The sequence below is a fragment of the Mycobacterium sp. NGS27 genome (assembly GCF_059813005.1).
The window spans coordinates 302,584-328,141 of the sequence record NZ_JCALDT010000005.1 but is presented as its reverse complement, the minus strand read 5'-3'; the positions used below and the strand labels follow the sequence as shown (position 1 = coordinate 328,141).

The 25,558-nt window shown below is 67.8% G+C and carries 26 protein-coding genes and 1 pseudogene; 12 read left to right on the top strand and 15 right to left on the bottom strand.

The genetic code is table 11. From position 1 onward, the window contains the following. Nucleotides 1-12: 12 nt before the first annotated feature. The 3 genes from AC5Y30_RS16100 to ypfJ are packed head-to-tail and all read left to right on the top strand — an operon-like array spanning nucleotide 13 to nucleotide 2,319. A complete protein-coding gene (locus tag AC5Y30_RS16100; RefSeq protein ID WP_499919836.1) occupies nucleotides 13-912 on the top strand; it encodes an oxidoreductase in 900 nt (299 codons plus the stop codon). A gap of 9 nt (nucleotides 913-921) precedes the next feature. Next, complete coding sequence (locus tag AC5Y30_RS16095; protein WP_499919608.1) at nucleotides 922-1,431, top strand: SRPBCC family protein; 510 nt, start codon at nucleotides 922-924, stop codon at nucleotides 1,429-1,431. Nucleotides 1,432-1,440: 9 nt separating this feature from the next. Continuing rightward, a complete protein-coding gene (gene ypfJ / locus AC5Y30_RS16090) occupies nucleotides 1,441-2,319 on the top strand; it encodes a KPN_02809 family neutral zinc metallopeptidase (protein WP_499919607.1) in 879 nt (292 codons plus the stop codon). Here ypfJ and AC5Y30_RS16085 read toward each other — a convergent pair. Continuing rightward, on the bottom strand, nucleotides 2,316-3,194 hold the full coding sequence (locus tag AC5Y30_RS16085; protein WP_499919606.1) for a dihydrodipicolinate synthase family protein: 879 nt from the start codon (nucleotides 3,192-3,194) through the stop codon (nucleotides 2,316-2,318). The genes ypfJ and AC5Y30_RS16085 overlap by 4 nt on opposite strands. Nucleotides 3,195-3,205: 11 nt before the next feature. Next, complete coding sequence (locus AC5Y30_RS16080) at nucleotides 3,206-3,991, bottom strand: aldolase (protein ID WP_499919605.1); 786 nt, start codon at nucleotides 3,989-3,991, stop codon at nucleotides 3,206-3,208. A gap of 70 nt (nucleotides 3,992-4,061) precedes the next feature. Here AC5Y30_RS16080 and AC5Y30_RS16075 point away from each other — a divergent pair, with 70 nt between their 5' ends. After that, complete coding sequence (locus AC5Y30_RS16075; protein ID WP_499919604.1) at nucleotides 4,062-4,595, top strand: helix-turn-helix domain-containing protein; 534 nt, start codon at nucleotides 4,062-4,064, stop codon at nucleotides 4,593-4,595. A 75-nt stretch (nucleotides 4,596-4,670) separates the two neighbouring features. On the opposite strand, the gene AC5Y30_RS16070 is transcribed toward AC5Y30_RS16075, so the two are convergent. Next, nucleotides 4,671-5,096 (bottom strand): Rv2576c family protein, encoded by a 426-nt coding sequence (locus AC5Y30_RS16070; protein WP_499919603.1) that lies wholly within the window; start codon nucleotides 5,094-5,096, stop codon nucleotides 4,671-4,673. Nucleotides 5,097-5,184: 88 nt separating this feature from the next. Here AC5Y30_RS16070 and AC5Y30_RS16065 point away from each other — a divergent pair, with 88 nt between their 5' ends. Then, entirely contained in the window at nucleotides 5,185-6,786 is a 1,602-nt protein-coding gene (locus AC5Y30_RS16065) for a purple acid phosphatase family protein (protein WP_499919602.1), read from the top strand. A gap of 11 nt (nucleotides 6,787-6,797) precedes the next feature. Here the strand turns inward: AC5Y30_RS16065 and AC5Y30_RS16060 are convergent, their stop codons facing one another. Both AC5Y30_RS16060 and AC5Y30_RS16055 read right to left on the bottom strand, forming a co-directional pair. After that, nucleotides 6,798-7,826, bottom strand: coding sequence for an Rv2578c family radical SAM protein (locus AC5Y30_RS16060; protein ID WP_499919601.1), 1,029 nt, complete (start codon nucleotides 7,824-7,826; stop codon nucleotides 6,798-6,800). Nucleotides 7,827-7,894: 68 nt separating this feature from the next. Further along, on the bottom strand, nucleotides 7,895-9,391 hold the full coding sequence (locus AC5Y30_RS16055) for an HNH endonuclease signature motif containing protein (RefSeq protein WP_499919600.1): 1,497 nt from the start codon (nucleotides 9,389-9,391) through the stop codon (nucleotides 7,895-7,897). A gap of 309 nt (nucleotides 9,392-9,700) precedes the next feature. Between AC5Y30_RS16055 and AC5Y30_RS16050 the strand changes: the two genes are divergently transcribed. The 3 genes from AC5Y30_RS16050 (at nucleotide 9,701) to AC5Y30_RS16040 (ending at nucleotide 10,935) form a co-directional block, all read left to right on the top strand. Next, on the top strand, nucleotides 9,701-10,186 hold the full coding sequence (locus tag AC5Y30_RS16050; protein WP_499919599.1) for an SRPBCC family protein: 486 nt from the start codon (nucleotides 9,701-9,703) through the stop codon (nucleotides 10,184-10,186). A 128-nt stretch (nucleotides 10,187-10,314) separates the two neighbouring features. Further along, entirely contained in the window at nucleotides 10,315-10,542 is a 228-nt protein-coding gene (locus AC5Y30_RS16045) for a deoxyribodipyrimidine photolyase (protein ID WP_499919598.1), read from the top strand. A gap of 93 nt (nucleotides 10,543-10,635) precedes the next feature. Beyond that, nucleotides 10,636-10,935, top strand: coding sequence for a hypothetical protein (locus AC5Y30_RS16040; RefSeq protein ID WP_499919597.1), 300 nt, complete (start codon nucleotides 10,636-10,638; stop codon nucleotides 10,933-10,935). Nucleotides 10,936-10,944: 9 nt separating this feature from the next. On the opposite strand, the gene hisS is transcribed toward AC5Y30_RS16040, so the two are convergent. Together hisS and AC5Y30_RS16030 are read right to left on the bottom strand one after the other, a co-directional pair. Beyond that, on the bottom strand, nucleotides 10,945-12,216 hold the full coding sequence (gene hisS / locus AC5Y30_RS16035; protein WP_499919596.1) for a histidine--tRNA ligase: 1,272 nt from the start codon (nucleotides 12,214-12,216) through the stop codon (nucleotides 10,945-10,947). Nucleotides 12,217-12,220: 4 nt separating this feature from the next. Further along, nucleotides 12,221-12,889, bottom strand: coding sequence for an MBL fold metallo-hydrolase (locus AC5Y30_RS16030; RefSeq protein WP_499919595.1), 669 nt, complete (start codon nucleotides 12,887-12,889; stop codon nucleotides 12,221-12,223). 117 nt (nucleotides 12,890-13,006) lie between these two features. Here AC5Y30_RS16030 and AC5Y30_RS16025 point away from each other — a divergent pair, with 117 nt between their 5' ends. Next, nucleotides 13,007-13,903: a peptidylprolyl isomerase gene (locus tag AC5Y30_RS16025; RefSeq protein WP_499919594.1), complete on the top strand. Its 897-nt coding sequence runs from the start codon at nucleotides 13,007-13,009 to the stop codon at nucleotides 13,901-13,903. Between the two features lie 133 nt (nucleotides 13,904-14,036). Next, nucleotides 14,037-14,684 (top strand): annotated as a pseudogene (locus AC5Y30_RS16020) (serine/threonine-protein kinase); the annotation flags it as partial. A gap of 59 nt (nucleotides 14,685-14,743) precedes the next feature. Here AC5Y30_RS16020 and AC5Y30_RS16015 read toward each other — a convergent pair. Both AC5Y30_RS16015 and AC5Y30_RS16010 read right to left on the bottom strand, forming a co-directional pair. Beyond that, nucleotides 14,744-15,043: a hypothetical protein gene (locus AC5Y30_RS16015; protein WP_499919854.1), complete on the bottom strand. Its 300-nt coding sequence runs from the start codon at nucleotides 15,041-15,043 to the stop codon at nucleotides 14,744-14,746. Further along, nucleotides 15,044-15,274 (bottom strand): hypothetical protein, encoded by a 231-nt coding sequence (locus AC5Y30_RS16010; RefSeq protein ID WP_499919853.1) that lies wholly within the window; start codon nucleotides 15,272-15,274, stop codon nucleotides 15,044-15,046. Between the two features lie 17 nt (nucleotides 15,275-15,291). Between AC5Y30_RS16010 and AC5Y30_RS16005 the strand changes: the two genes are divergently transcribed. Then, nucleotides 15,292-15,744: a peptidylprolyl isomerase gene (locus tag AC5Y30_RS16005; protein WP_499919835.1), complete on the top strand. Its 453-nt coding sequence runs from the start codon at nucleotides 15,292-15,294 to the stop codon at nucleotides 15,742-15,744. Between the two features lie 13 nt (nucleotides 15,745-15,757). Here AC5Y30_RS16005 and AC5Y30_RS16000 read toward each other — a convergent pair whose 3' ends face one another. The 6 genes from AC5Y30_RS16000 to yajC all read right to left on the bottom strand — a co-directional run bounded on the left by AC5Y30_RS16000 (nucleotide 15,758) and on the right by yajC (nucleotide 23,940). Continuing rightward, nucleotides 15,758-18,136, bottom strand: coding sequence for a RelA/SpoT family protein (locus tag AC5Y30_RS16000; RefSeq protein ID WP_499919592.1), 2,379 nt, complete (start codon nucleotides 18,134-18,136; stop codon nucleotides 15,758-15,760). A gap of 43 nt (nucleotides 18,137-18,179) precedes the next feature. Continuing rightward, nucleotides 18,180-18,713: an adenine phosphoribosyltransferase gene (locus AC5Y30_RS15995; protein WP_499919591.1), complete on the bottom strand. Its 534-nt coding sequence runs from the start codon at nucleotides 18,711-18,713 to the stop codon at nucleotides 18,180-18,182. Between the two features lie 7 nt (nucleotides 18,714-18,720). Then, nucleotides 18,721-20,415: an ABC transporter substrate-binding protein gene (locus AC5Y30_RS15990; protein WP_499919590.1), complete on the bottom strand. Its 1,695-nt coding sequence runs from the start codon at nucleotides 20,413-20,415 to the stop codon at nucleotides 18,721-18,723. 4 nt (nucleotides 20,416-20,419) lie between these two features. Then, the gene (gene secF, locus AC5Y30_RS15985; protein WP_499919589.1) at nucleotides 20,420-21,697 is read right to left on the bottom strand and encodes a protein translocase subunit SecF; all 1,278 of its coding nucleotides are present in this window, start codon (nucleotides 21,695-21,697) and stop codon (nucleotides 20,420-20,422) included. Nucleotides 21,698-21,700: 3 nt separating this feature from the next. After that, on the bottom strand, nucleotides 21,701-23,497 hold the full coding sequence (gene secD / locus AC5Y30_RS15980; protein ID WP_499919587.1) for a protein translocase subunit SecD: 1,797 nt from the start codon (nucleotides 23,495-23,497) through the stop codon (nucleotides 21,701-21,703). Nucleotides 23,498-23,613: 116 nt separating this feature from the next. Continuing rightward, entirely contained in the window at nucleotides 23,614-23,940 is a 327-nt protein-coding gene (gene yajC / locus AC5Y30_RS15975; RefSeq protein ID WP_499919585.1) for a preprotein translocase subunit YajC, read from the bottom strand. A gap of 201 nt (nucleotides 23,941-24,141) precedes the next feature. Here yajC and gabT point away from each other — a divergent pair, with 201 nt between their 5' ends. After that, nucleotides 24,142-25,482 carry a 4-aminobutyrate--2-oxoglutarate transaminase gene (gene gabT, locus AC5Y30_RS15970; RefSeq protein ID WP_499919834.1) on the top strand — a complete coding sequence of 447 codons (1,341 nt, stop codon included), beginning with the start codon at nucleotides 24,142-24,144 and terminating at the stop codon, nucleotides 25,480-25,482. Nucleotides 25,483-25,558 lie beyond the last annotated feature (76 nt).

The following is a 25,558-nucleotide window of genomic DNA, read 5'->3' as shown; positions in this document are numbered from 1 at the left end:
AATTTCGATGCCATCGCCACAGACGCTGCTACCAACATCGCCCTGGTCGGTCCCGGCGCCGTCGGCACGACGGCCGCCGCCCTGCTGTACCGGGCGGGCCATTCGGTCATGGTGTGCGGTCGCACCCCGCGCGACGCCATCGAGCTGCGGCCCGACGGATCGGATCCGATCGTCGTTCCCGGGCCGGTGCGCACCGACCCCGCCGAGGTGACCGAGCCGGTGGACGTCGTGCTGCTGGCCGTCAAGGCCACCCAGAACGACGCCGCGGCCGACTGGCTGGCCAGGCTGTGCGATGTCCACACCATCGTCGTGGTGCTGCAAAACGGCGTGGAGCAGGTCGAGCAGGTGCAGCCGCACTGCCCGTCCTCGCCCGTCATTCCCGGGATCGTGTGGTACTCGGCCGAGACCCAGCCCGACGGCTGGGTGCGATTGCGCACCGAGGCGGCCCTGGTCCTGCCCAGCGGCCCGTCCGGGGAGACCGTCGCCGAACTGCTGCGCGGCGCCGGTTGCCGGGCGGACTGCGACCCCGACATCATCACCGCGGCCTGGCACAAGCTGCTGACCAACGCACTGGCCGGGTTCATGGCGCTGGCGCGGAGGCGGTCGGGCATGTTCCGCCGCGACGACGTCGCCGCGCTGTCGCGGCGGTATGTGACCGAGTGCCTGGCCGTCGCGCGGGCCGAGGGCGCCCGGCTGGCCGACGGGGTGGTCGACGAGTTGGTCGACATGTTCCGCAACGTGGCCGAAGACCTGAGCACGTCGATCCTCACCGACGCCGAACATCAACGGCGGATGGAATGGGATGTCCGCAACGGCGTGATCATTCGCAAAGGCCGGGCCCACGGGCTGGCCACGCCGATCAGCGACGTCGTAGTGCCCTTACTGGCCGCGGCCAGCGACGGCCCCGGCTAAGTTGTTGTCATGTTCCCCTGCGAACGCGTCGATACGAGCTTCACCGACGCTGATTCCGTTGAGGCCCGTTTCCGGTTCCGCAACAGCGTCGACCTGGCCATCACGCCCGAGCAGCTGTTCGAGGTGCTTTCCGATGCCGAGTCGTGGCCGCGGTGGGCGAAGGTGATCACCAAGGTGACCTGGACCAGCCCCGAGCCGCGCGGCATCGGGACCACCCGCGTCGTCGAGATGCGCGGCGGCCTCGTCGGCAACGAAGAATTCCTCGCCTGGGAGCCGTTCACACACATGGCATTTCGGTTCAACGAATGCTCGACCCGATCCGTGGCGGCGTTCGCCGAGGATTACCGGGTCGAGGCCATCCCGGGTGGCTGCCGGCTGACGTGGACGATGGCCCAGAAACCGGCCGGCCCGGCGAAGCTGGCGATGGCCGTGGTGGGCCCACTGCTGAACCTGGCCCTGCGCCGCTATCTGCGCAACCTGCGCAGCTATACCGACTCCCTTGCGACCCGGCAACGTTAGGAGCGTGTCATGACCTTCAACGAGGGCATGCAGATCGACACCAGCACTGCGTCCTCGTCCGGTGGGGGCGGGATGGGAATGGCCGTCGGGGGTGGTGGCCTCGGCCTGCTGATCCTCATCGGCGCGCTGTTCTTCGGCGTCGACCCCGGTCGCGTCATGAACTCGCAGCAGACCAACACCGGCGGGTACTCGGCGCCCGGCTTCGACCTGAGCCAGTGCAAGACCGGCGCAGACGCCAACAAGTACGTGCAATGCCGCGTGGTCGCCACCGGCAACTCGGTGGATGCGGTGTGGCATCAGCTGTTGCCGGGTTACACCCGGCCCCACGTCCGGCTCTTCACCGGTCGGGTGAACACCGGCTGCGGGGCGGCCACCACAGCGGTCGGGCCGTTCTACTGCCCGGTCGATCAGACGGCGTACTTCGACACCGACTTCTTCCAGGAGCTGGTCGATCGATTCGGTTCCAGCGGTGGGCCGTTCGCGCAAGAATATGTGGTCGCCCACGAATACGGTCACCACGTGCAGAACTTGCAGGGTCTGCTGGGCCGCTCGCAGCAGGGTGCCCAGGGCGCCGGCGGCAACGGCGTGCGCACCGAACTCCAGGCCGACTGCTACGCCGGGATCTGGGCGCACTACGCCTCCACGGTCAAGCAGGAGAGCACGGGCGTGCCCTACCTGGAACCGTTGAGCGACAAGGACATTTCCGATGCCCTCTCCGCCGCGGCGTCGGTGGGCGATGACCGCATCCAGAAGGAATCCACCGGGCGGGTCAATCCCGAGTCCTGGACGCACGGTTCGTCCGAACAGCGGCAGAAGTGGTTCACCACCGGCTACCAGACCGGTGACCCGAAGAAGTGTGACACCTTCTCCGCGCCCGACTTGGGTTAGGCGTTAGTCAGCAAGCCCCGCAACTCGCCGCGGCCCCGCTCGTCCAGTGGCAACAGCGGCGCGCGCGGGTCGCCGACCGGGAAATCGAGCAGCTCCAGGCCGGCCTTGACCGTGGTCGCCAGCCCGCCGGCGACGATGAAGGTGAGCAACGGCTTGAGGTCGTCGTAGAGCTTCTGCGCGGTGTCGAGGTCTTGCGCGCGCACCGCCTCGTACAGGTCGATGCAGGGCTGTGGCCGCAAATTGGGTGCGGCCGTGCACCATCCGGACGCCCCGGCCTTCAGCGCGTCGAGTACCAGCGGGTTACTGCCGTTGTAGAAGGGCAGCCGGTTGCCGGATAGTTCGGCGATGCGCTGCATGCGGGCCAGGTCGCCGGTGGATTCCTTGACCATGGTGACGTTGTCGATGTTTTCGAACATGCGCACCAGCAATTCCGGAGGCATGTCGACACCACTGGTGGCCGGGTTGTTGTAGGCCATGATCGGGATCGAGATGGCGTCACCGATGCTGCGGTAATGCTGGAAGATCTCGCGCTCGGTGAGTTTCCAGTAGGACACCGGCAGGATCATCACCGCGTCGGCCCCGGCCTGCTGCGCGTACTGGGCGCGCCGAATGGTCTTGGCGGTGGTCACATCCGACACCCCGACGATCACCGGGACGCGGCCGGCGACCGTGGCGATGGTGGTGTCGACGACGGTGTCGAATTCGGGTTCCTCGAGGTACGCCAGTTCACCCGTGCTGCCCAGCGGCGCGATCGCGTGAACGTCGGCGGACACCAACCGCTCCACCAGCGCGGCCAGCCGTTCGGTGTCAATCCCGTTATCGGAGAACGGGGTCACCGGGTAAGCGATGATGCCGTGGATCTTGGGCTCGGTCACTGCTCGGCTCCTCAGCTGGTCAACACGTCGGGATGCCGGGCCAGCGCCCGGCGGGCGTAGTAGGCGAAGTTGGCGCGGCTGCGTTGCGGTGACAACGTCCAGTCATGGGCTTCGCGGGCAAGTTCTTCGGGCAGTTCCTTGACGGTGCCGGCGGCCATGGCGGCCAGCTGCAGCTTGGCGGCGCGCTCGATGAGGATTCCCAACGAGCACGCCTCCTCGACGCTGGCGCCGGCGATGACGTGGCCGTGATGCGCCAGCAGCACAGCCTTCTTGTCGCCGAGCGCGGCGGTGATGATCTCGCCCTCTTCGTTGCCGACGGGCACGCCCGGCCATTTCGGCAAGAATGCGCAGTCGCCGTAGAGCGGCGTGGTGTCCATGTGGGAGACGATCAACGGGACTTCCAGCATCGATAGCGCCGCCACGTGAAACGCGTGGGTGTGCACGATGCACTGGACGTCGGGCCGGGCGCGATAGATCCAGCTGTGAAACCGGTTGGCGGGGTTGGCAATTCCGTCCCCGTCGAGGACGTTGAGGTCCTCGTCGACCAAAAGCAGGTTGTCGTCGGTGATCTCGTCGAACCCCAGGCCCAGCCGCTGGGTGTAGTAGGTGCCGTCGGCCTCGGCGCGAGCGGTGATCTGGCCGGCCAGCCCCGAGTCATGCCCGGCGTCGAACAACGCCCGGCAGGTCAAGGCCAGCTTCTGGCGCGTGGTGAATTGCGCGTCGGCGACGTTCGCGGTCAACTGCTCCGCTGCCCGGCGCATCAAATCGGACTTCGAATCGGTGAACGTGCTGGCCATATCGGCTCCCTCGGCGGTATGACACGATAGTATCACTGTAGGAAACCTTGTGTCATGAGAGGGGTCGCCCATGACCGCACTGTTGCGCGCGGTCCGCAGGCAACGCGGCCTCACGCTCGAGGCGCTGGCCCAGCAGACCGGACTGACCAAGAGCTATCTGTCCAAGATCGAACGCCGACGCAGTACACCGTCGATCGCGGTGGCCCTCAAGGTGGCCAAGGCCCTCGAGGTCGACGTCGGGCGGCTGTTCGCCGAGGACGCGGCGCAGGAGAAGATCACCGTCGAACGTGCCACCGGCAGCGCCGACGGTGAGCGCTATCGGGTGCTCGCCTCGTCACTGCTGGGAAAGACGATGTCGCCGTTCGTGGTTCGCCCGACGGAGCAGCTGGCCGACGATCCTCATCCCACGCATGCCGGGCAGGAATTCATGTTCGTGCACGCCGGAACCATCGAATTCGACTATGGCGACCAGACATTCACACTCGAGGCCGGCGACAGCGCGTATTTCGACGCCTCGGTCAGCCATAAGATACGGGCCGTCGGCGTCGCACACGCCGAAGTCGTCGTCGTCGCGCATGCCGAACCCGGGAGCAGACCGGCGTGAGCATCGTCCATGTGGACGACGACGGTGTTCGCCATCAGCGAACGCGCGTCGATTACCCGGACTAGGTGTTCTTCCCTAGGCCGCGCAGGTGACGGTGGTGGTGGCGTCCTGCTGCGCGATCACCTGGCCGTCCACGGCGATCTCGCAGTGGAACGAGGCCGGACCGTTGCCCGAATCCGGCCAGTGCAGCATGCCGCTGGCGCTGATCCTCGCCGACTGGTTCGGGTTGGCCAAGGTGGCGGTGTAGGTGACCGGGGTTCCCGCGCTGAGCGGGGCCTGGACGCTGGTCATGAACTTCGACGGGTCCGCGTTGTAGGCCGCCTGGCTGGGGGGATCGGCATTCACGTAGTTGACGGTGGCGGTCACATTGTTGGGGCTCGTCACCGTGTAGGTCACCTGGTGGCCTTCCGCATGGGCCGTCCCCGCCGTCAGCACCGCCCCCGTGGCCGCTGCCAGCATCACCGCTGAGATCGCGCTCGCTGTCTTATGCACGTTCGTCATATCGAAAACGCTACCGGATTCGTTAGCGGCGGTTCGCTGTTTACCGGCAGCCGTGCCCGTGGTCGCGCGGCTGCGGTATGAAGCAAGCATGAGCGATGAGCCGCAGGCGGCACCGACACCGGCCGCTATCGCCGCAGCGCCGGTGACCCGCCGCCGGTTGCTGACGACCGGGGCGGTGTCGGCAGCCCTCGGGGTGAGCCTCGGGGGCGGCGTCGTGCTGCTGGGGTCCCGCCCGAGGAGCCCGATGGCCTGGCTGCAGCCCGATCGCCACGGCGCGCCACCGGTCGGCGGGCTGCACCTACAGTTCGGGAGGAACGCCGGCACCGAGGTGGTGGTCTCCTGGCACACCACCGACGCGGTCCGCAATCCGCGGGTCATGGTCGGGACGCCGACATCCGGCTTCGGCCGCACCGTTGCCGCGGAAACCCGCACCTACCGGGACGCGAAGTCGGGCACCGAGGTTCGCGTCAACCATGCACGGCTGACCAACCTGACCCCGGACACCGACTACGTGTATGCGGCGGTGCACGACGGCGCACAACCCGAGCCGGGCACGGTGCGCACCGCCCCGGTCGGCCGAAAGCGACTGCTGTTCACCAGCTTCGGCGACCAGTCCACACCGGCGCTGGCCAGGATGCCCGACGGCAGGTACGCCACCGACAACATCGGCTCGCCGGCCGCCGCCGACACCACGATGGCGATCGAACGGATGGGGCCGCTGTTCAACCTGATCAATGGCGACCTGTGCTACGCCAACCTGGCCCAAGACCGGGTGCGCACCTGGTCGAACTGGTTCGAGAACAACACCCGCTCGGCGCGACACCGGCCCTGGATGCCGGCCGCGGGCAATCACGAGAACGAGTTGGGTAACGGGCCAATCGGTTTCGGCGCTTACCAGGCCTTCTTCGCGGTTCCCGATTCCGGGTCGAGCCCGGAGACCCGCGGCATGTGGTACTCGTTCACGGCCGGCTCGGTGCGGGTGATCAGCCTGAGCAACGACGACGTCGCCTTCCAGGATGGCGGCAACTTCTATGTGCACGGCTACTCCGGCGGTGAGCAAAAGCGCTGGCTTGCAAAGGAACTCGCTGCGGCCCGGCGAGACCCTGACATCGACTGGGTCGTGGTGTGCATGCACCAGACGGCGATCTCCACCGCCGACAAGACCAACGGGGCCGACCTGGGCATCCGCGAGGAATGGCTGCCGCTGTTCGACCAATACCAGGTCGATCTGGTGGTGTGCGGCCACGAACACCACTACGAACGATCGCATCCGCTGCGCGGCACGCTGGGGACCGACACCCGCACGCCGATACCGGTCGACACGCGCAGCGATCTCATCGACGCCACGCGGGGAACGGTGCACCTCGTCATCGGCGGTGGTGGCACGTCGGCGCCGAGCAACGCGATGTTCTTCCCCGAGCCACGGTGCCGGGTGGTGACCGGTGTGGGTGCTTTCGATCCAGGGCTCAGACGCAAGGCCCCGCGATACGTCCTCGAGGACGCACCATGGTCGGCATTCCGCGACCGCGAAAACCCGTACGGCTTCGCGGCTTTCGACGTCGACCCGGGCCAGTCCGGCGGTAGCACCACGATCAAGGCGACGCACTACACGCTGCGTGGTCCGTTCGGTGAAGTCGCCGTCATCGACGAGTTCACGCTCACCAAGCCGCGCGCGGACGGGGCCGGCTAGCGCGGTTCAGGTCAAAACAACGTCGGCTGAACGGGTTCCGGCGCCGGCGCGACCGAGGCCGCCTGCGAGAACGGGCGGTGGTCGCCCGCCAGTCGATGCTTGGCGATCAGCGGTGCGGCCCGCTCCCGCAACGCGGCCCGATAATCCGGCGGCAAGTAGGCCCCGCGGCGGTACAGCTCGCGATAGCGGCCGACCAGCTCGGGATGCGAGCGCGCCAGCCATCCCATGAACCAGCCGCGGGTCGAACCGCGCAGATGCAGGCCGAAAACCGTGACGCCGCTGGCGCCGGCCGCCGCGATCTGGCCGAGCAGCCCGTCGAGGTGCTCCACGGAATCGGTGAGATGCGGCAGCACCGGCGCGACCATCACGTGACAGTCCAGCCCCGCGGCCCGGATGGCGCTGATCAGATTCAACCGGGCCTGCGGTGTGGGCGTGCCCGGCTCGACGTCCTGGTGCAGCTCTGGATCGCCGACGGCGAGTGACACCGCGACCGAGACCGCAACCTGCGCCGCGGCACTCGTGAGCAGCGGCAAATCGCGACGCAGCAACGTGCCCTTGGTCAGGATCGACAGTGGCGTGCCCGATTCGGCCAGGGCGCCGATGATGCCGGGCATCAGCGCGTAGCGTCCCTCCGCCCGCTGGTACGGGTCGGTGTTGGTGCCCAGCGCGACGGTCTCGCGCTGCCAGGAGGGCCGCCGCAGCTCGCGGCGCAGCACCTCGGCGACGTTGGTCTTGACGACAACCTGAGTGTCAAAGTCGTTGCCGCAGTTCAACTCCAGGTATTCGTGGGTGGGCCGCGCGAAGCAGTATCGGCACGCGTGCGAGCAGCCGCGGTAGCCGTTGACGGTGTAGCGGAACGGCAGCGCCGACGCGTTCGGCACCTTGTTCAGCGCGGACTTGCACACCACCTCGTGGAAGGTGATTCCGTCGAACTGCGGCGAGCGCACGCTGCGCAGGAAACCGATGCGTTGCAGCCCCGGCAACGACCCGTCCTCGACGGGCTTCCCGTTGACCGCGACGGCCTGGTTTGCCCACCGCATGCCCGCTATTCGAACATTAGTTCGAGTCTGAGTCAAGCACCGCGGCCGGTCAAACCATTGGCCGCCGATCAGAATGGCGGTGGATCGTCGTCGCCGTCGGCCGGTGGCGCGGGACCAACGTAGGCGGCCTCGCGTTCTCGGCGTTTCGCTTGCCGCGCTTGGTGGTTCTGCCTGCGTTCGGTGGCGATGCGTGCGGCGCGGTTTTGCGCGCGGGTGGTGCGACGTTTGGGCATCATCGCGGTGCGGTCGGCGCAGTAATCGGGTGGTGGCGCTACCGTCGTCGGTAGCTCGCCGGTGGGGGCGCACAAATTGGGAAACAGCAACGCGCTGCCGGGGGTGGTGATATAGATCTGCCCTGCCGGCGAGGTGAGGATCAGCGACCCGTCAGGAAGTTGCTTCTCGCGCCAGCCCCAAAAAGTTTTGACCAAATGATGAATGCGGCAGTAGCACTTGAGGTTTGACGCATGCGTGGGCCCGCCCTCGCTGTAGGGAATCGTATGGTCCACATCGCATTCGGTGGCCGGACAGTCGCACCCGGGCCAGCGGCAGGTCAAATCCCGGCACCGCACGAAATCGGCCAACGCCTTCGACGGCGCATAGCGCGACTCGGGCATCGAGTCGACCGGATGAATTAGCGGCACCAGCTTGGCCGAGGCGGCCAGTTCGGCTATCAGCTCCGGCGCGATCAACCCTTCGGCACCCATCTCGACGCCCGGCGCCTGGCCGCCATTCAACGTGGAATGCTCTGCGATGACATGGATTACCACCGGCCCGGTGGCGCGCCGTGTTGCCGCGGTGCAACCCGGGGACCCGCAGCGACAGCCCAACCGATCCGCCCCGGCAGCCAACGCGCCCACCGCATCGGCGCGGCGCTGCTCGCGGGTACGCGGATCATGCTCACACACCGTGCTTGCCAACGCATCCAACCGCTTGTCCAGCGCGTGCGCGTCCGGGCCGAGCAAGGTGCCCTCCAGATGCGCCAACCCCTCCCCCATGTCGGCGACCCACACCTCGCGCCCGGCCGCACGTTCCTTGCGGCGCCGCACCGCATCCGCATCGGCGCGAGCGACCACTTTATCCACCTGCGCGGCCAGCCAGCCCCGGGTCATCGATGGCCACCGCGCCACGTTGACCGCCAACTCGGCGTCCACCGCCGCCAACACGTCGGGCTCGGTGATCAAATCGGTGCGGAACACGATCGTTTGGAATGTCAGGTAGCCGATATCCCCGGCCGCGAACACCGCGCCCACTTTCGGTAACCGTTCGCGCATCGCGCGGGCGTACCGCACGCGGCTGGCGGCCAGGCCCTGACTGATCCGCAACGCCGCGGCCACTGCAGCGCTCACCGCCGCCTCGGTGTCGACCGCCCAGTCCTCGCACTCCGAACAGCGCGAGAGCCGGTACGCGAACAACTCTCCGATCGCCGTCAACTGCTCGGCCGCCGCGCGGTTCTCGACCCGCGAAAACGCGCCGATCCGCTCCAGCAGCGCCGCGGACGCCGGCGTCGACGACCGATGGTGCCGCTCGACCAACTCATCGAACCGGGCGATCACATCTTCGAACATGTGTTCGATACTACTACCGTCTACTGACTCAAACTATTTGGCAGGGTCGCGGCTTGTGGATAAATGCCGCCAAGGCTGGAAGCAGCGGCGATCCGCTACCAGCAGGCCCGTCAGCGCGGAAAGAGCCGGTTCTCAACGAGTTGTGCGCAAACTGACATCGCAGCCGCGCCCGTAGGCGCTGAGCCGACGAACCATCGTTCACGCGCATCTTGATGTGAGGCCCTTCGGCGACAACGTTTCGGTCGCCGCGAACCGGCGCCAGAGGGCTAAGCTGCGGAACGTATCGCCCCCACCCGGCTACGAGGACATATGACCGACCGCATCGAGACTTCCCGCACCATCGCCGCCGCTGCGCCGGCCATCTTCGCCGTGCTGTGTGACCCCCAGGGCCACGTCGCAATCGACTCGTCGGGGATGCTGCAGGCGGCCGACGGTGATCCGGTGCGGGGCGTGGGTGATCAGTTCGTCGTTCACATGGACCGCGAATCTTTGAACGATTTCCCAGAATTGGGCAAATACGACGTCACCGTCGACATCAGGGAGTTCGAGCAGGATCGCCTGATCGCGTGGACGGTTCTGGGCCAGATCAAGCCGCCGCTCGGCCACGTCTACGGCTATGCGCTGGCGCCGTCCGAAGACGGTTCGGCCACCGTGGTCACGTCGTTCTACGACTGGTCGAACATCGACCCGCAGTGGCGGGAAGCCGGAATTTTCCCCATTTTGTCCGAGGGCGCCCTGCGGGCGACTCTGGGAATTCTGGACCGTACGGTGCGCCGCGGTTATCCCGCCGGATAAGTTCAACGCCACCATCCCCACACGCGGTGTCGTTCATTGAGTTTCGGGCGACCGGGTCTATAGGGGATGCGGTTTCACGCCGCATTTGTCCGGGTATAACGACCAGGCCCCTCACGAAAGGACTGGTCATGTTGCACTCGGTGATTTTGGCGAGTTCGGACCCCGTCGCCGCAGGCTTTATCCTGCGCGGCATCAAGGGAATTTTCGTCGCCATCGGCAGCATTATCGCGGCAATAATCTGCGGAGTGATCGCAATGATGAAGGGCCGCAACCCGCTGGGATGGGGAATTCTAGGGCTGTTTTTCTCAATCCTGACATTGATCGTCGTCATCATTATCCCCAGCAAGAAAAGCTGAAAGGCGCTTCCCGGGCGATGACGTAGGCGCGCGCACCGGGCATCGCCGAATTTCGAGCTTGGTCAAACAATGTGGACGCGGGATAATGCCCGCATGCGTTTCATCTGTGTCGCTGCGGCGGCGGCCATGCCCGTCGCCATGCTGATCGGGATCTCGTCAGCTCATGCCGAAACGGGCGTCCCTGGTTACGTTCAATGCCTAGGAGGCGACGCGAAGCCACCGCCGCCGGGGGTGAGCGCGGAAAATTGGTTTCCCAGCCTGCATGTGATCGATACCGACATCGGTTCTGGTGTACCCGCGGACCAGGTGGTTCAGAGATTAGTGACCATGGGAGTCAGCCCGAGCGACGCCGCCACCCGAGTGCGGTGCTACCTGGCCAACCTGCCGCATTAGGGCGACAGGCTAGCGAGCTACGCGCGAAAGCACTTCGGCGACAACCGAGTCCAGCGCGACGGGGACCTGCTCCCCCGTCATCAGATCCTTCACACCGACCGTGCCGGACTCGATGTCGCGGTCGCCGAGGACCAGCGCAAGCCGGGCTCCGGAACGGTCGGCCGCGCGCATCGCACCCTTGAGACCACGGTCGCCGTAGGCCATGTCGACGCGAACACCGCCGGCCCGCAGCTGTGCGGACAGCACCGCCAGCCGCAATTTGGCCTGCTCGCTCAGCGGCACGCCGAACACCTCGCAGCGCGCCGTCTCCCCCACGCTCTTGCCCTCGGCGCGCAGCGCCAGCAGCGTGCGGTCCACGCCGAGCCCAAAACCGATGCCGGACAAGTCTTGTCCGCCGAGCTGGCGCATCAGGCCGTCGTAGCGGCCGCCGCCGCCGATGCCGGACTGCGCGCCCAGGCCGTCGTGCACGAATTCGAACGTGGTCTTGGTGTAGTAATCCAGCCCGCGCACCATGCGGGGGTTCAGCACGTAGGGCACTGCCATCGCATCCAGGTGGGCCAGCACGGTATCGAAGTGCTGCTTGGCCGCATCGGACAGATGATCGAGCAGCACCGGAGCGTCGGCCGTCATCGCACGCACCTCCGGCCGCTTGTCGTCGAGCACCCGCAGCGGATTGATCTGCGCCCGCCGTCGCGTTTCCTCGTCGAGGTCGAGCGCAAAAAGGAAGTCTTGCAACAGTTCCCGGTACTGCGGCCGGCAGCTGTCGTCACCGAGCGAGGTGATCTCCAGGCGAAAGCCGTCGAGCCCGAGCGAGCGAAAGCCGGCGTCGGCGATCGCGATCACCTCGGCGTCCAGCGCGGGGTCGTCGACGCCGATCGCCTCCACGCCGACCTGCTGCAGCTGGCGATAACGGCCGGCCTGCGGACGCTCGTAGCGGAAAAACGGCCCCGCGTAGCAGAGTTTGACCGGCAAGGCGCCGCGATCCAGGCCGTGTTCGATCACCGCGCGCACCACGCCGGCGGTCCCCTCGGGCCGCAGCGTCACCGAGCGATCGCCCCGGTCGGCGAACGTGTACATCTCCTTGGAGACCACGTCGGTGGATTCGCCGACGCCGCGGGCGAACAGGGCGGTGTCTTCGAAGATCGGCAGCTCGATATCGCCGTAGCCGGCCCGGCGGGCGGCCCCGAGCAGGCCGTCGCGCACCGCGACGAACTGTGCCGAGTCCGGCGGGACGTAGTCCGGCACGCCTTTGGGCGCCGAAAAAGCAGAAAATTCCGGCACGGGCTTACAGGCCTTCGAGGAACGGGTTGAGGCGCCGCTCGGCGCCGATGGTGGTGGCATTGCCGTGCCCGGGCAGCACCACGGTCGCGTCGTCGAGGACCAAGAGTTTGTCCACGATCGAGGTCAGCAGGTCGCGGCCGCTGCCACCGAACAGGTCCGTGCGGCCGATGGAGCGTTCGAACAGCGTGTCGCCGGTGAACACCACGTCCGTTCCCTCCTTGCTTGCCGCGAGGACCCGGAACAGCACCGACCCCCGAGTGTGCCCGGGGCTGTGATCGACGTTCACGGTCACGCTGCCCAGGTCCAGCTTGTCGCCGTCGCGGTCCAGCTCGACGACCTGCTTGGGCTCCCGCCAGAATGCGCCCGCGACCATTTGCGCCAGGCGCGGGCCCAAGCCGTAGATCGGGTCCGTGAGCATGAACCTGTCCTCGGGGTGGATGTAGGTCGGGCAGCCGTAGGCGTCGGAGACCTTCTGCGCCGACCACATGTGGTCGATGTGCCCGTGGGTCAGCAGCACCGCAGCCGGCGTCAGCCTGTGCTTGTCCAGGAGGTTTCGCAACGGACCCATCGCCCGCTGCCCCGGATCCACGATGACGGCGTCCGTTCCCGGCCGCTGCGCCAGCACGTAGCAGTTGCACTGCAACAAGCCGGCGGGAAATCCGGTGATCAACACGATGCCCAGTTTCCCACGGCCCCACTTGACACGAGTCGCGGCGCCCACATTAGCCTGAGCTGGCAGCTCACCGGTTCAGCGAGATTCCGACTCACCAGCCATGGAGGCATAGCGGCCGTGCCGACCAACGAACAGCGACGTGCCAGCGCCAAGCGCAAGCTCGAACGGCAGCTGGAGCGGCGCGCGAAGCAGGCCAAGACGCGCCGGATCGTGCTGATCGCGGCCGGCTCGATCGTGGCCGTGGCCGTGGTCGTGGCGGTGGTGATCGCGATCGTCAACACCAAGCACGACCACAAGGGCAACACCGCGGCGTCGACGACCACCAGCAGCAGCTCATCTGTAGAGTCCAGCACTCCCGCCGGACCGCCGCCGTCCGCCGCGCCGCTGCCGCCGTTCAAGCCCTCGGCCGACGTGGGCGCCAACTGTCAGTACCCGGCCTCGCCGGAGCCGGCGGCCAAGCAGGTCAAGCCGCCGCGAACCGGCAAGGTGCCCACCGACCCCGCCCAGGTGAGCGCCAGCATGGTGACCAACCAGGGTCACATCGGCCTGATGCTGGCGAACAACGAATCACCTTGCACCGTCAATAGTTTCGCAAGTCTCGCCAGCCAAAAATACTTCGACAACACCAAGTGCCACCGGCTGACCACCTCGCCGAGCCTGGGTGTCTTGCAGTGCGGCGACCCGAAGGGCGACGGTACCGGCGGGCCCGGCTACCAATTCGCCAACGAGTACCCGACCGATCAGTATCCGCCGAACGACCCCAAAGCGCAGGAGCCAGTGCTCTATCCGCGCGGCACCCTGGCCATGGCCAATGCCGGCCCCGGCACCAACGGCAGCCAATTCTTCATGGTGTACAAGGACTCCCAGCTGCCGCCGCAATACACCGTGTTCGGCACCATCCAGCCCGACGGACTGGCCACCCTGGACAAGATCGCCAAGGCCGGCGTCGCAGGTGGCGGTGAGGACGGGGCGCCCGCCACCGAGGTCACCATCACCTCGGTCCTGCTCGACTGAATCCACAGCGGCGCAACGCAGACCGGGATTCGCGAGAATCACGCGACGGCCGCGACCGACGGCTTATTGTCGTTGCGTGGCGGGAGAGTCATTCGGGCAATATCAATTGCTCGAAGTCTTGGGGCGCGGTGGCATGGGACAGGTCTACCGCGCTTTTGACGCCACCACCGATCGGGTCGTCGCGCTGAAGGTCCTGCCCGCAAACCTGGCCGAGGACCACGAGTTTCAGCAGCGGTTCCGGCGCGAGGCACGCATTGCCGCCAGGCTGAACGACCCGCACGTGGTGCCCATCCACAGTTACGGCGAAATCGACGGCCGGCTCTACGTCGACATGCGGCTGATCGAGGGCCGCGATCTGGTCGACTACATCACCGAGAACGGCGGCCGGCTGAACCCCGAGCGCGCGGTCGCGGTGGTCGAACAGGTTGCCGCGGCGCTGGATAGCGCGCACGCGGCGGGATTGATCCACCGCGACATCAAGCCGAAGAACATCTTGGTCACCATTGCACGGGATTTCGTCTACCTGATCGACTTCGGCATCGCCCGCAGCACCGCCGACACGGCCCTGACGCAAACCGGACACACGATGGGGACCGTCGCGTACATGGCACCCGAACGTTTCAGGGGCACAACGGATCACCGCGCCGATATCTACTCGCTGGCCTGCGTCCTGCAGGAATGCCTGACCGGCAAGCGCCCCTTCCCGGGTGAGAGCCTCGAAGAACAGCTCAACGCGCACTTGACCATTGCGCCGCCCCGACCGTCGGCCAGCGTTCCCGGGCTGCCTCCGGGGCTGGACGCGGTGGTCGCGCGCGGCATGGCCAAGGACCTCGAACACCGCTACCAGTCGGCGATGGAGCTCGTCGAGGCCGCCCGCGCCGCGTTGGGCAGTCCTGCAGCCGGGCCTTTCGGGTCCGCGTCGTCGACGCCGCCACCGCCCGGTTCGTCGCCACCGGGGCCCGCGCCTCGCCCGCCGGACAGCAAACCCGATGCGCGGTTACGGCACGGCCGCCCAACGCATTCGCGGCGTTTGCTGGTCGGCATCGTCGGCGCATCGGCGCTGGCGCTGACCGCGGTGGCGGCGTTGGTCATCGCGCTGGTGAGCCAGAGCCACGGTTCCGCCGACAGCGCGGGCGCCAATCAGACCCCGGCCGGGGTTCCCGGCCGGACCGCATCCGGCCCCGGCACGACCAACCCGGCGGCGGTGCCGCCGCTGCCCGCGTTCGCGCCGCCGCCCGATCTGGGCGCCAACTGCCAATATCGATCGGTGCCGGACCCGGTCACCCGGCCGGTGAACCCGCCGCCGCCGGGCCGGGTGTCCACCACTCCCCCGCAGATCGGCGCCGTCATCTCCACCAACGTCGGAGACATCGCCATCCGGTTGGCGAATTCGGAGTCCCCGTGCGCGGTGTTGCTTCGTCAGCCTGGTCAAGCAGCAGTTCTTCGACGGCACCCAATGCGCCCGATTGATCAGCTCCCAAGACGGCGGATCACTGTTGTGCGGCGGCCCCGAGGTGGACGGATCCGGTGGCCCCGGTTACGAATTCGCCGACGAGTACCCCACCGACCAATACAAGTCCGACGACCCCGCGTTGCGCGCGACGGTGGTATACCCGCGCGGCACCATCGTCATGGCCACCGAGGGACCCAACACCAACGGCAGCCAATTCGCATTGATCTTCAAGGATTCCGAGATGGAACCGCAGAGCACCGTGCTCGGGACCATCGACCGGGCCGGCCTCGAGACCCTGGACAAGATCGCGCGGGCCGGCATCGCCGGCAATCGTCAGAGCGGTGCGCCCACCAACCCGGTGAAGATCACCTCGGTGCGACTGAGTTAGGGCCGGACTCGGATCACGCCGCGGAGGTCACGCGGTAGACGTCGTAGACGCCTTCGACGTTGCGCACGACGTTGAGCAGGTGGCCCAGATGCTTGGGGTCACCCATCTCAAAGGTGAAGCGGCTGATCGCAACCCGGTCACCGGAGGTGGTGACCGACGCGGACAGGATGTTGACCTTCTCGTCGGCCAGCACGCGGGTGACGTCCGAGAGCAGCCGGTGCCGGTCGAGCGCCTCGACCTGGATGGCCACCAGAAACACCGACGACGGCGACGGCGCCCAATGCACCTCGATGATGCGCTCGGCCTGCTGCTGCAGCGAGGCCGCATTGGTGCAGTCGGTGCGGTGCACGCTCACTCCGCCGCCGCGGGTGACGAATCCCATGATCTGGTCGCCGGGGACCGGGGTGCAGCATTTCGCCAGCTTGGTAAGCACGCCGGGGGCGCCGGGAACCGAGACGCCGACGTCGTCGCTGCTGCGCGGTCGGCGCAACATCGTTGTCGGCGTGGACCGTTCGGCGAGGTCTTCCTCGGCCTGGTCGATGCCGCCGAGTTCGGCCAGCAGCCGCTGCACGACGTGCCGGGCCGACACGTGGCCCTCACCGATCGCGGTGTAGAGCGCGGAGACGTCGGTGTAGTGCAGCTCGCGGGCCACCGCCGCAAGCGTTTCGCCATTGACCAAGCGCTGCAACGGAAGTCCACCGCGACGCACCTCGCGGGCCATGGCGTCCTTGCCGGATTCGAGCGCCTCCTCGCGACGCTCCTTGGCGAACCACTGGCGGATCTTGGCCTTGGCGCGCGGCGAGACCACGAATTGCTGCCAGTCTCGCGACGGCCCGGCGTTGGCCGCTTTGGAGGTGAAAACCTCGACGACTTCCCCGTTTTCCAGCTTGCGCTCCAGCGCGACCAGCCGCCCGTTGACCCGTGCGCCGATGCAGCGGTGGCCGACCTCGGTGTGCACCGCGTAGGCGAAGTCCACCGGCGTGGAACCGTTGGGCAGGGTGATCACATCACCCTTTGGGGTGAACACGAAGATCTCCTGCACCGCAAGGTCATAGCGCAGGGACTCGAGGAACTCGCCCGGGTCCGCGGCCTCACGCTGCCAGTCGAGCAGCTGGCGCATCCAGGCCATGTCGTCGATCTCGGCCGCGGCGTGCGGATGCGGAACGCCGTTGCGCCCCTTGGCTTCCTTGTAGCGCCAGTGCGCTGCGATGCCGTATTCGGCGGTGCGGTGCATGTCGCGGGTGCGGATCTGCACCTCCAGCGGCTTGCCTTCCGGGCCCACGACGGTGGTGTGCAGCGACTGGTACACGCCGTAGCGCGGCTGGGCGATGTAATCCTTGAACCGCCCCGCCATCGGCTGCCACAGCGAATGCACTACGCCGACAGCGGCATAGCAGTCCCGGATCTCGTCGCACAGGATGCGGATGCCGACCAGGTCGTGGATGTCGTCGAAGTCGCGGCCCTTGACGATCATCTTCTGGTAGATCGACCAATAGTGCTTGGGCCGGCCCTCCACCGTCGCCTTGATCTTCGACGCGCCAAGGGTATTCACGATCTCCGCGCGGACCTTGGCCAGGTAGGTGTCCCGCGACGGCGCGCGTCCAGCGACCAGCCGGACGATCTCCTCGTACTTCTTGGGATGCAGGATCGCGAACGACAGGTCTTCCAACTCCCATTTGACGCTGGCCATGCCCAGCCGATGAGCAAGGGGCGCAATGACTTCCAGCGTCTCGCGGGCCTTGCGCGCCTGCTTCTCCGGCGGCAGGAACCGCATGGTACGCATGTTGTGCAGCCGGTCGGCGACCTTGATCACCAGCACGCGCGGATCGCGCGCCATAGCGGTGATCATCTTGCGGATGGTCTCGCCCTCAGCGGCGCTGCCCAGCACCACCCGGTCGAGTTTGGTGACGCCATCGACCAGATGGCCCACCTCTTCGCCGAATTCCTCGCTCAAGGCGTCCAGGGTGTACCCGGTGTCCTCGACGGTGTCGTGCAACAGCGCGGCCACCAAAGTGGTGGTGTCCATGCCCAATTCGGCCAGGATGGTCGCCACGGCCAGCGGGTGCGTGATGTAGGGGTCGCCGGAATGGCGCAACTGGCTGGCGTGCCGCTGGTCGGCGACCTCGAAGGCGCGCTGCAGCAGCGACACGTTCGCCTTCGGGTAGATCTCCCGGTGCACGGCCACCAGCGGTTCCAGCACCGGGTTGAGCGTGCTGCGCTGGGCGGTCATCCGGCGCGCCAGCCTGGCCCGGACCCGCCGCGACGCGCTGCTGGACGTTTTCAGGGATTCGGCCGGCGGCTCCGGAATCTCCATCGGCTGGGTGATGGCCGGCGACTCCGGGGCGTTGGTGGGCACGTCAAGCGCTTGCGCCGCGCTGTTTTCCTCCGCCACGTTGGTTACCTCCGAAATCGAGGATATCTCCAATGCAAAAGCGCTACTCGCAAGTCAGGCTGTGCACCGCCAACGGCGCGACCGCTTCCCGGCCGCCCAGCGCGCCGAGTTCGAACACCACCGCGGCCGCCGTCACATTCGCGCCGGCGCGCTCGAGCAGCCTGGCCGCCGCGGCCAGGGTCCCGCCGCTGGCCAGCACGTCATCGATGATCGCGATGTTGCGTCCGCGCAGGTCCAGGCCGTCCGCGGGGATTTCCAGCGTCGCGCTGCCATATTCCAGGTCGTAGCGCTCGGCGCGGACGGGCGGGGGCAATTTCCCGGCCTTGCGAATGGCCAGCACGCCGGTCTGCAACCGCTCGGCGACGGCCGCGGCCAGCAGGAAACCCCGGGCCTCGATGCCGGCCACCAGATCCGCGCCGGACGCGATCTCGGCCAACGCGCCGGTGATCGCCGTCATCGCCGTCGCGTCCGCGAACACCGGGGTGAGGTCCTTGAACTGGACCCCCGGCTTGGGAAAGTCGGCCACCTTGCGCGTCAGCGACGCGATCAGCTCGACCACCGGCGCGGGGCCGCTCATCGGGGCCTCACTGGATGAGGGCCCATCGGTCCATGTTCCAGCCCGCGCCCCACCGCGTCGGGTTCTTGCTCACCGCGTACATCTTCTTGGAGCTCAGCAACGTGCGCTGCTGCCGGTACAGCGGCAGGGTGGGCATGTCGCCCCACAGTACCGGGGCGGTTTCGGTCAGCAGCCGGGCTCGTTCGGCGGCGTCGGCCGAAACGGCCAGCGCGCCGATCGCGTTGTCGACCTGGGGATTCGAGTACCCGGACAGGTTGTTGCCGTTGCCCGTGTGCAGGGCGTAGGCGTCGAGCGCCGACGACCCCGACGACCCGCTGCCGGTGGCCCCACCGGTGCTGGCCAGCAACGCGTCGATCTTGCCGTCCCGCAGCGCCTGTGGACCCGGGCCGTCCAGAATGACGGCGGAGACGGTGATGCCGGCCGCGCCGCACGCCTTGGCGATGACGCCGACGTTGACCGCCAGCCGCGCGTTGGGTCCCTGGTATCCGATCCGGACCGTCAGCGGCGCACCGCCCAGCGCCTTGCGCGCGCCGGCCGGATCGGACTTGCTGAACGGGCCGGCCTCGGCAGCCCCGTCGCCGGCCGACACCGCATCATCGGTGGCCGGGTCCAGGCGCGAGTTGGCGATCGGTGTCCCCGCGTCTTTGGCCAGCGAATCGCGCGGCGTGCACAGCGCGACCGCGCGGCGGGCATTGGGCGCCGCCAGCGGCCCCCGCGGGGCGAAGATCAGCTGCTCGATGCCGTTCGACGGCCCGTCGGAGCGCTCGTAGTTGTCCGGCGTGGTCAGCGCCCCCGAGGAGCCCGAGGCGACGTCGACCACGTCGACGCTGCGGTTGTTGACCCGGTCCTGAATGTCGGGTCCCTGCGACCACACGGTCACCCGCTTGGTGATGGCCTTGGGCCCCCACCACCGGTCGTTGGCGACGAGCACCACCGCGCCGCGGTCCAGGACGGATTCGATCTTGTACGGACCCGACGACGGGAAGCGCTTGAGGTCGACCCCGGGCTTGAGGTCCCAGATGGTGTTCCACAACTTGGCGATCTGGGCCACCAGGGGGCCGTTGTTGCTGAGCAGGGCCGCGGTGACGTCGACGTTGAGCTGGTCGGCGATGACGTGCGACGGCATCAGCGAGGTCGCGGTGAACAGCTGGTTGTAGTCGACGACGCCACGGTCCGGGATGAAGGACACCCGCGCCTTCTTCTGCCCCGGCATGCATTCGACGTTGGCGATGTCCAGGTACCCGGCCTGGCTGGCGGCGTGGAAGTCGGGGAACCTGCCGGACTGAGCCGCCCAGGCGAGCACGATGTCGTCGCAGGTCACCGGCTTGCCGTCGGAGTAGACGGCGTTGTCGGCGATCTGGTAGTCGAGCACCAGCGGCGTGCCGCCGACCACCGACACGGTGCCGAAGTCGCGGTCGGCGACGATCTGCCCGTCGGGGCCGTGATAGCTGAAGCCGGTGAGCGTGCGGGCGAACGCCTGCGCTCCGGCCGACGCGGCGCCGGCGACGGTGTTCGTGTTGTAGGTGGACAGCGGGCCGTCGACCACATAGTCGACCTGGGACGCGGCGCTACCCGCGCAGCCGGTCAGCGTGAAGCCCGCCGCCAGCACCAGCGCCAATCCGGCGGCGATCCACCCGGCTACCCCGCGGCGGCCGACGAACCCGCCACGATCGGCCCCAGTCCCGTGGTACCTGGTGGCCATAGGCCTACCGCCGGCCGACGTTCCGCTTGCCGGTGGGACGCCGCGTCCCGGTCGGCCGCACCGGGCGGGCGCCCGGCGCCGGCTTGCTGGGTGCGGGCTTGGGCGGCTCGGCCGCGGCCGCCGTTCCTTCCGCTTCGTCGGCGGTTTCGGTGTCGCCGCCGTCGGTGTCGGCCGTCGCGCCCGAGCCGGGGCCGCGGCGCCGCATCACGCGTCGGGTGTGGGTGCGCACCAGCTCGGTGCGCTCGCGCAGGGTGACCAGCAGCGGCGTGGCGAAGAAGATCGACGAGTAGGTGCCGACCAGGATGCCGACCAGCTGCACCAGCGCCAGGTCCTTCAGGGTGCCGACGCCCAGCAGCCACACCGCCACGACCATCAGCGCCAGCACCGGCAGCACGCTGATCAGGCTGGTGTTGATGGAGCGCATGAACGTCTGGTTGATCGCCAGGTTGGCCTGCTCGGCGAACGTGCGCCGGGTGGTGTGCTGGAAGCCGTGGGTGTTCTCCTCGACCTTGTCGAACACGATGACGGTGTCGTACAGGGAGAAACCCAGAATCGTCAGCAGGCCGATGACGGTGGCCGGCGTGACCTCGAAACCGACCAGCGAGTACACCCCGGCGGTGACGCTCAGGTCGAAGACCATGGTGGTCAGCGCGGAGACGGCCATGTAGCGCTCGTAGCGGACCATGATGTAGACGCCGACCAGCACCAGGAAGACGGCGAGCGCGATCAGCGCCTTATCGGTGATCTGGTCACCCCAGGTCTCGGAGACCGCGGCGTCGCTGATGGCCTGCTTGCTGGGCTTGCCGTCGGCGCCTTTGGGGTGAAAGGCGTCGAACAGGGCGTTGCGCAGCTTGGTCGTCTGGTCGTTGGTCAGCGTTTCCGAACGGATCTGCACGGTCGCGCCCGCGCCGTTGCCGACGACGACCACCGACTCCGGATCGTTGCCGATGGCCTTGTGGAACACCTCGGAGACCTGCGAGGTCTGCACAGTGCCCGCGGCCCCGGCGGCGGGCATCGACACCGTCGTGCCGCCGTTGAAGTCGATGCCGAAGGTGAAGCCCCGCAACAGGATGCTCAGGACGGCGACGGCGACGATGGCACCGCTGATGCCGAACCACAACCTGCGCCGCCCGACCACCTCGAACGCGCCGGTGCCGGTGTAGAGCCGCGACAGGAAGCCGTGATGCGGCACGCCCGCGGCGCTGCTGCCGGTCAACTCGGTCGCGCCCTCGGAGGCTTCGGTGATCTCGGTAGCGTCTTTGGAGGCTTTGGAGGAAGTCATGCGCTATCCCCGTCCCGTCTTCACCTGCGCCGAAGCCCGCCGTTCGCGGGCGACCCGCTGAACGGCGCCCAGGCCGTTGTAGGCCGGCTTTGCCAGCGTCGGGGACTTGGACGCCAGGTACACCAGCGGCCAGGTCACCAGGAACACCACCACGATGTCGAGGACCGTGGTGAGGCCCAACGTGAAGGCGAATCCCCGCACCTGGCCGATGGCCAGGGCGTAGAGCACCGCGGCGGCCAGGAAGGTGACGGCGTTACCCGACACGATCGTCTTGCGGGCACGCACCCAGCCTCGTGGCACCGCCGATCGGAACGAACGGCCCTCGCGGATCTCGTCTTTGATGCGCTCGAAGAAGACGACGAACGAGTCGGCGGTGGTGCCGATACCGATGATCAGACCCGCGATGCCCGCCAGATCCAGGGTGTAGTTGATCTGCCGGCCCAGGATCACCAGGATCGCGAAAATCATTGCCCCGGAAGCGGCTAGCGACAGCGCGGTGAGCAATCCCAGCACCCGGTAGTAGAGCAGCGAATACAGCAACACCAGGATCAAGCCGATGGTGCCGGCGACGAGCCCCGCTCGCAGCGAGGTCAATCCCAGTGTCGCCGAGACGGTTTGGGCCTCCGAAGCCTCGAAGGACAGCGGCAGCGAGCCGTATTTGAGGACGTTGGCCAGCTGCTTGGCCGTCGCGGCGGTGAACGGCGGATCGCCACCGCTGATCTGAGTCCGGCCGCCGGGAATGGCTTCCTGGATCATGGGCGCGCTGACCACCTGCGAGTCCAGGGTGAACGCGGTCTGGGTGCCGATATGCGCGGCGGTGAAGTCGGCCCAGGTGTTGGCCGCGGCCGACTTGAACTGGAGGTCGACGACGTAGCCGATCCCGCGCTGGTTCTGGCTGGAGGTGGCGTCCTGAATCTGATCACCGCTGATGATCGACGGGCCCAGCAGGTAGGCGACTTTGTGGTCGGTCGAGCAGGTGACCAGCGGCTGGGCCGGATCGTCGTTGCCGGCCAGGATGTCGTCTTTGTCGCAGCGGGTGGCCTGGAACTGCAGGGCGAGGAACTGAATGCCCTGGCGTGCGCTCTGGCGCCACTTCTTCTCGTCGGCGATCCGGTCGGCGAGTTCCTTGCGCGGATCGGGCGGCGCGGGCGCTTCGCCGGGCGGCGCCTCCGCCGCGGGCCCTCCCGGAGCGGGAGCCGGGGACGCCGGAGGCGCTGGGCTGGGCGGCGGCGGGTCTTGGGGATACGGCCGGGGCTGGGCACCCGGGTGAGCGGGCGCCGGCTGCCCCGGAGCCGGCTGGACGGGAGCGGGCTGGCCCGGAGCGGGCTGGGCGGGCGCGGGCTGGCCCGGAGCGGGCTGACCAGGCGCCGGCTGACCGCCCGCTGGCTGGCGCGCCGGCGGCTTGGGCTCGGCGCTCTGGGCCGGCATCGAGTTGAGCACGGGCCGGATGTAGAGGCGGGCGGTCTGACCCAGGTTGCGGGCTTCGTTGCCGTCGTTCCCGGGAACCGTGATGATCAGGTTGTCGCCGTCGACGACGACCTCTGAGCCGGAGACGCCGAGCCCGTTGACCCGGGCGCCGATGATCTGCTGGGCCTGCGCCAGCGCCTCACGGCTGGGCTTAGAGCCGTCCGGGGTGCGCGCGGTCAATGTGACGCGGGTGCCGCCCTGGAGGTCGATGCCGAGCTTGGGAGCGGCCCGCTTGTCCCCGGTGAGAAGCACCAGCAGGTAGACGCCGACGAGCAATAACAAGAAGACCGACAGGTAGCGGGCAGGGTGCACCGGCGCCGAAGACGATGCCACGTTCCTTCTATCTCCTTGAAAATCGGTTACTTACCCCGGACAGAGCCTACGTGGCCCCCACTTGCCCGTCGTGCAAGCGGTCCGCCGGTGGGCGGCGATCGGGTGGCGAATCCCCGTCAGGAATCCTTGGTGATCGAGCCCTCGTCGGCGGAGCCCTCGCCGTCGGCCAGGTCTTCGTCGTCGTCGGGCAGGATCCGGTCGCGGATCGCCAGCTTCATCCAGGTGGTCACCACGCCGGGTGCGATCTCGAGGTCGACGGTGTCATCGGTGATCTCGACGACGGTGGCCTGAAGGCCCGACGTGGTGTGCACCCGGTCGCCGGGACGCAACGACTCGTGCAGGTCGATGGTGGCCTGCATCGCACGCTTCTGGCGGCGCGATGCCAAGTACATGAACCCGCCCATGATGAGCAGGAACGGCAGGAACAGGATCAAGCTCTGCATGGACGCGCCTGTCTTTCGTCGTGAATATCGGGACCGACGGTGCCGCGAGCATCGCGCACCTCGAAGGGTCCAGTGTGCCCGTTCAGTCTGGCAGGCCACCTGCGGCGACCGTCCGCCACGGTGCACCGAGTGCCCGCCGGCGTCAAGCTCGATAGGCTTTTGATGCGACGTGACGCGCGCGCCGCGGAGGGGAGTTGTGTGGTGGCCAGCCTCGAGCAGACTCGCCAGCTGGTCACCGAGATCCCCGGTCCGGCATCGCTGGAACTGACCAAGCGCCGGGCGGCGGCGGTGTCGCACGCTGTCAACGTGTCGGTGCCGGTATTCGTGGCACGCGCGGGCGGCGGCATCATCGAGGACGTCGACGGCAATCGGCTGATCGACTTGGGATCCGGCATCGCGGTGACCACGATCGGCAACTCGTCGCCCCGCGTCGTCGAAGCGGTCCGCGCGCAGGTGGCCGAGTTCACCCACACCTGCTTCATGGTGACGCCGTACGAGTCCTACATCGCCGTCGCGGAGACGCTGAACCGCATCACCCCGGGCTCCGGTGAGAAGCGCTCGGTGCTGTTCAACTCCGGCGCCGAGGCGGTCGAGAACGCCGTCAAGGTCGCACGCGCCTACACCCGCAAGCCCGCCGTCGTGGCGTTCAACCACGCCTACCATGGCCGCACCAACCTGACCATGGCGCTGACCGCGAAGTCGATGCCCTACAAGGGCGGCTTCGGCCCGTTCGCGCCCGAGGTATACCGCGCGCCGCTGTCCTACCCCTACCGCGACGGCCTGGTCGACAAGGAACTGGCCACCGACGGGGAGAAGGCCGCCGCGCGCGCCATCAAGGTCATCGACAGCCAGATCGGCGCCGACAACCTGGCCGCCCTCATCATCGAGCCCATCCAGGGCGAGGGCGGGTTCATAGTTCCGGCCGAGGGCTTTCTGCCCGCCCTGCTGGACTGGTGCCGCGACAACGACGTGGTGTTCATCGCCGACGAGGTGCAGACGGGTTTCGCGCGCTCCGGCGCGATGTTCGCGTGCGAACACGAGGGCATCGAGCCCGACCTGATCTGCACCGCGAAGGCGATCGCCGACGGTCTGCCGCTGTCGGCGGTCACCGGCCGGGCACAGATCATGGACGCGCCGCATGTCGGCGGTCTGGGTGGCACGTTCGGCGGAAACCCGCTGGCCTGCGCGGCCGCGTTGGCCACCATCGAGACGATCGAGAACGACGGATTGATCGATCGGGCCCGGCAATTGGAACGGCTGATCACCGAGCCACTGCTGCGCCTGCAGGCCGGCGACGACCGCATCGGCGACGTGCGTGGCCGGGGCGCCATGATCGCCATCGAGCTGGTGAAGTCGGGAACCGCCGAGCCCGACAAGGAACTGGCCCAGAAGCTGTCCGTCGCGGCGGCCGCCGCCGGAGTGATCGTCCTGACCTGCGGCATGTACGGCAACATCATCCGGCTGCTGCCCCCACTGACCATCAGCGACGAGCTGCTGGCCGAGGGCATCGACATCCTCGGCGAACTGCTCGGCGACCTGTAACACCTGGGAGGCCCCGCGTGGGCAATCTCACAAACACCACGAACGTCGGATCATGGTGGAATACCTTTACTTTAGC

Coding starts and splice junctions, on each gene's coding strand:
- AC5Y30_RS16040 (WP_499919597.1), top strand. CDS start 10,636: ATGCGTTTCATCTGTGTCGCTGCGGCGGCGGCCATGCCCGTCGCCATG.
- AC5Y30_RS16010 (WP_499919853.1), bottom strand. CDS start 15,274: ATGTCTCCGACGTTGGTGGAGATGACGGCGCCGATCTGCGGGGGAGTG.
- AC5Y30_RS16050 (WP_499919599.1), top strand. CDS start 9,701: ATGACCGACCGCATCGAGACTTCCCGCACCATCGCCGCCGCTGCGCCG.
- AC5Y30_RS16055 (WP_499919600.1), bottom strand. CDS start 9,391: ATGTTCGAAGATGTGATCGCCCGGTTCGATGAGTTGGTCGAGCGGCAC.
- secF (WP_499919589.1), bottom strand. CDS start 21,697: ATGACTTCCTCCAAAGCCTCCAAAGACGCTACCGAGATCACCGAAGCC.
- AC5Y30_RS15990 (WP_499919590.1), bottom strand. CDS start 20,415: ATGGCCACCAGGTACCACGGGACTGGGGCCGATCGTGGCGGGTTCGTC.
- AC5Y30_RS16060 (WP_499919601.1), bottom strand. CDS start 7,826: ATGCGGTGGGCAAACCAGGCCGTCGCGGTCAACGGGAAGCCCGTCGAG.
- AC5Y30_RS16080 (WP_499919605.1), bottom strand. CDS start 3,991: ATGGCCAGCACGTTCACCGATTCGAAGTCCGATTTGATGCGCCGGGCA.
- ypfJ (WP_499919607.1), top strand. CDS start 1,441: ATGACCTTCAACGAGGGCATGCAGATCGACACCAGCACTGCGTCCTCG.
- yajC (WP_499919585.1), bottom strand. CDS start 23,940: ATGCAGAGCTTGATCCTGTTCCTGCCGTTCCTGCTCATCATGGGCGGG.
- AC5Y30_RS16070 (WP_499919603.1), bottom strand. CDS start 5,096: ATGACGAACGTGCATAAGACAGCGAGCGCGATCTCAGCGGTGATGCTG.
- AC5Y30_RS16045 (WP_499919598.1), top strand. CDS start 10,315: ATGTTGCACTCGGTGATTTTGGCGAGTTCGGACCCCGTCGCCGCAGGC.
- AC5Y30_RS16065 (WP_499919602.1), top strand. CDS start 5,185: ATGAGCGATGAGCCGCAGGCGGCACCGACACCGGCCGCTATCGCCGCA.
- AC5Y30_RS16095 (WP_499919608.1), top strand. CDS start 922: ATGTTCCCCTGCGAACGCGTCGATACGAGCTTCACCGACGCTGATTCC.
- AC5Y30_RS15995 (WP_499919591.1), bottom strand. CDS start 18,713: ATGAGCGGCCCCGCGCCGGTGGTCGAGCTGATCGCGTCGCTGACGCGC.
- AC5Y30_RS16075 (WP_499919604.1), top strand. CDS start 4,062: ATGACCGCACTGTTGCGCGCGGTCCGCAGGCAACGCGGCCTCACGCTC.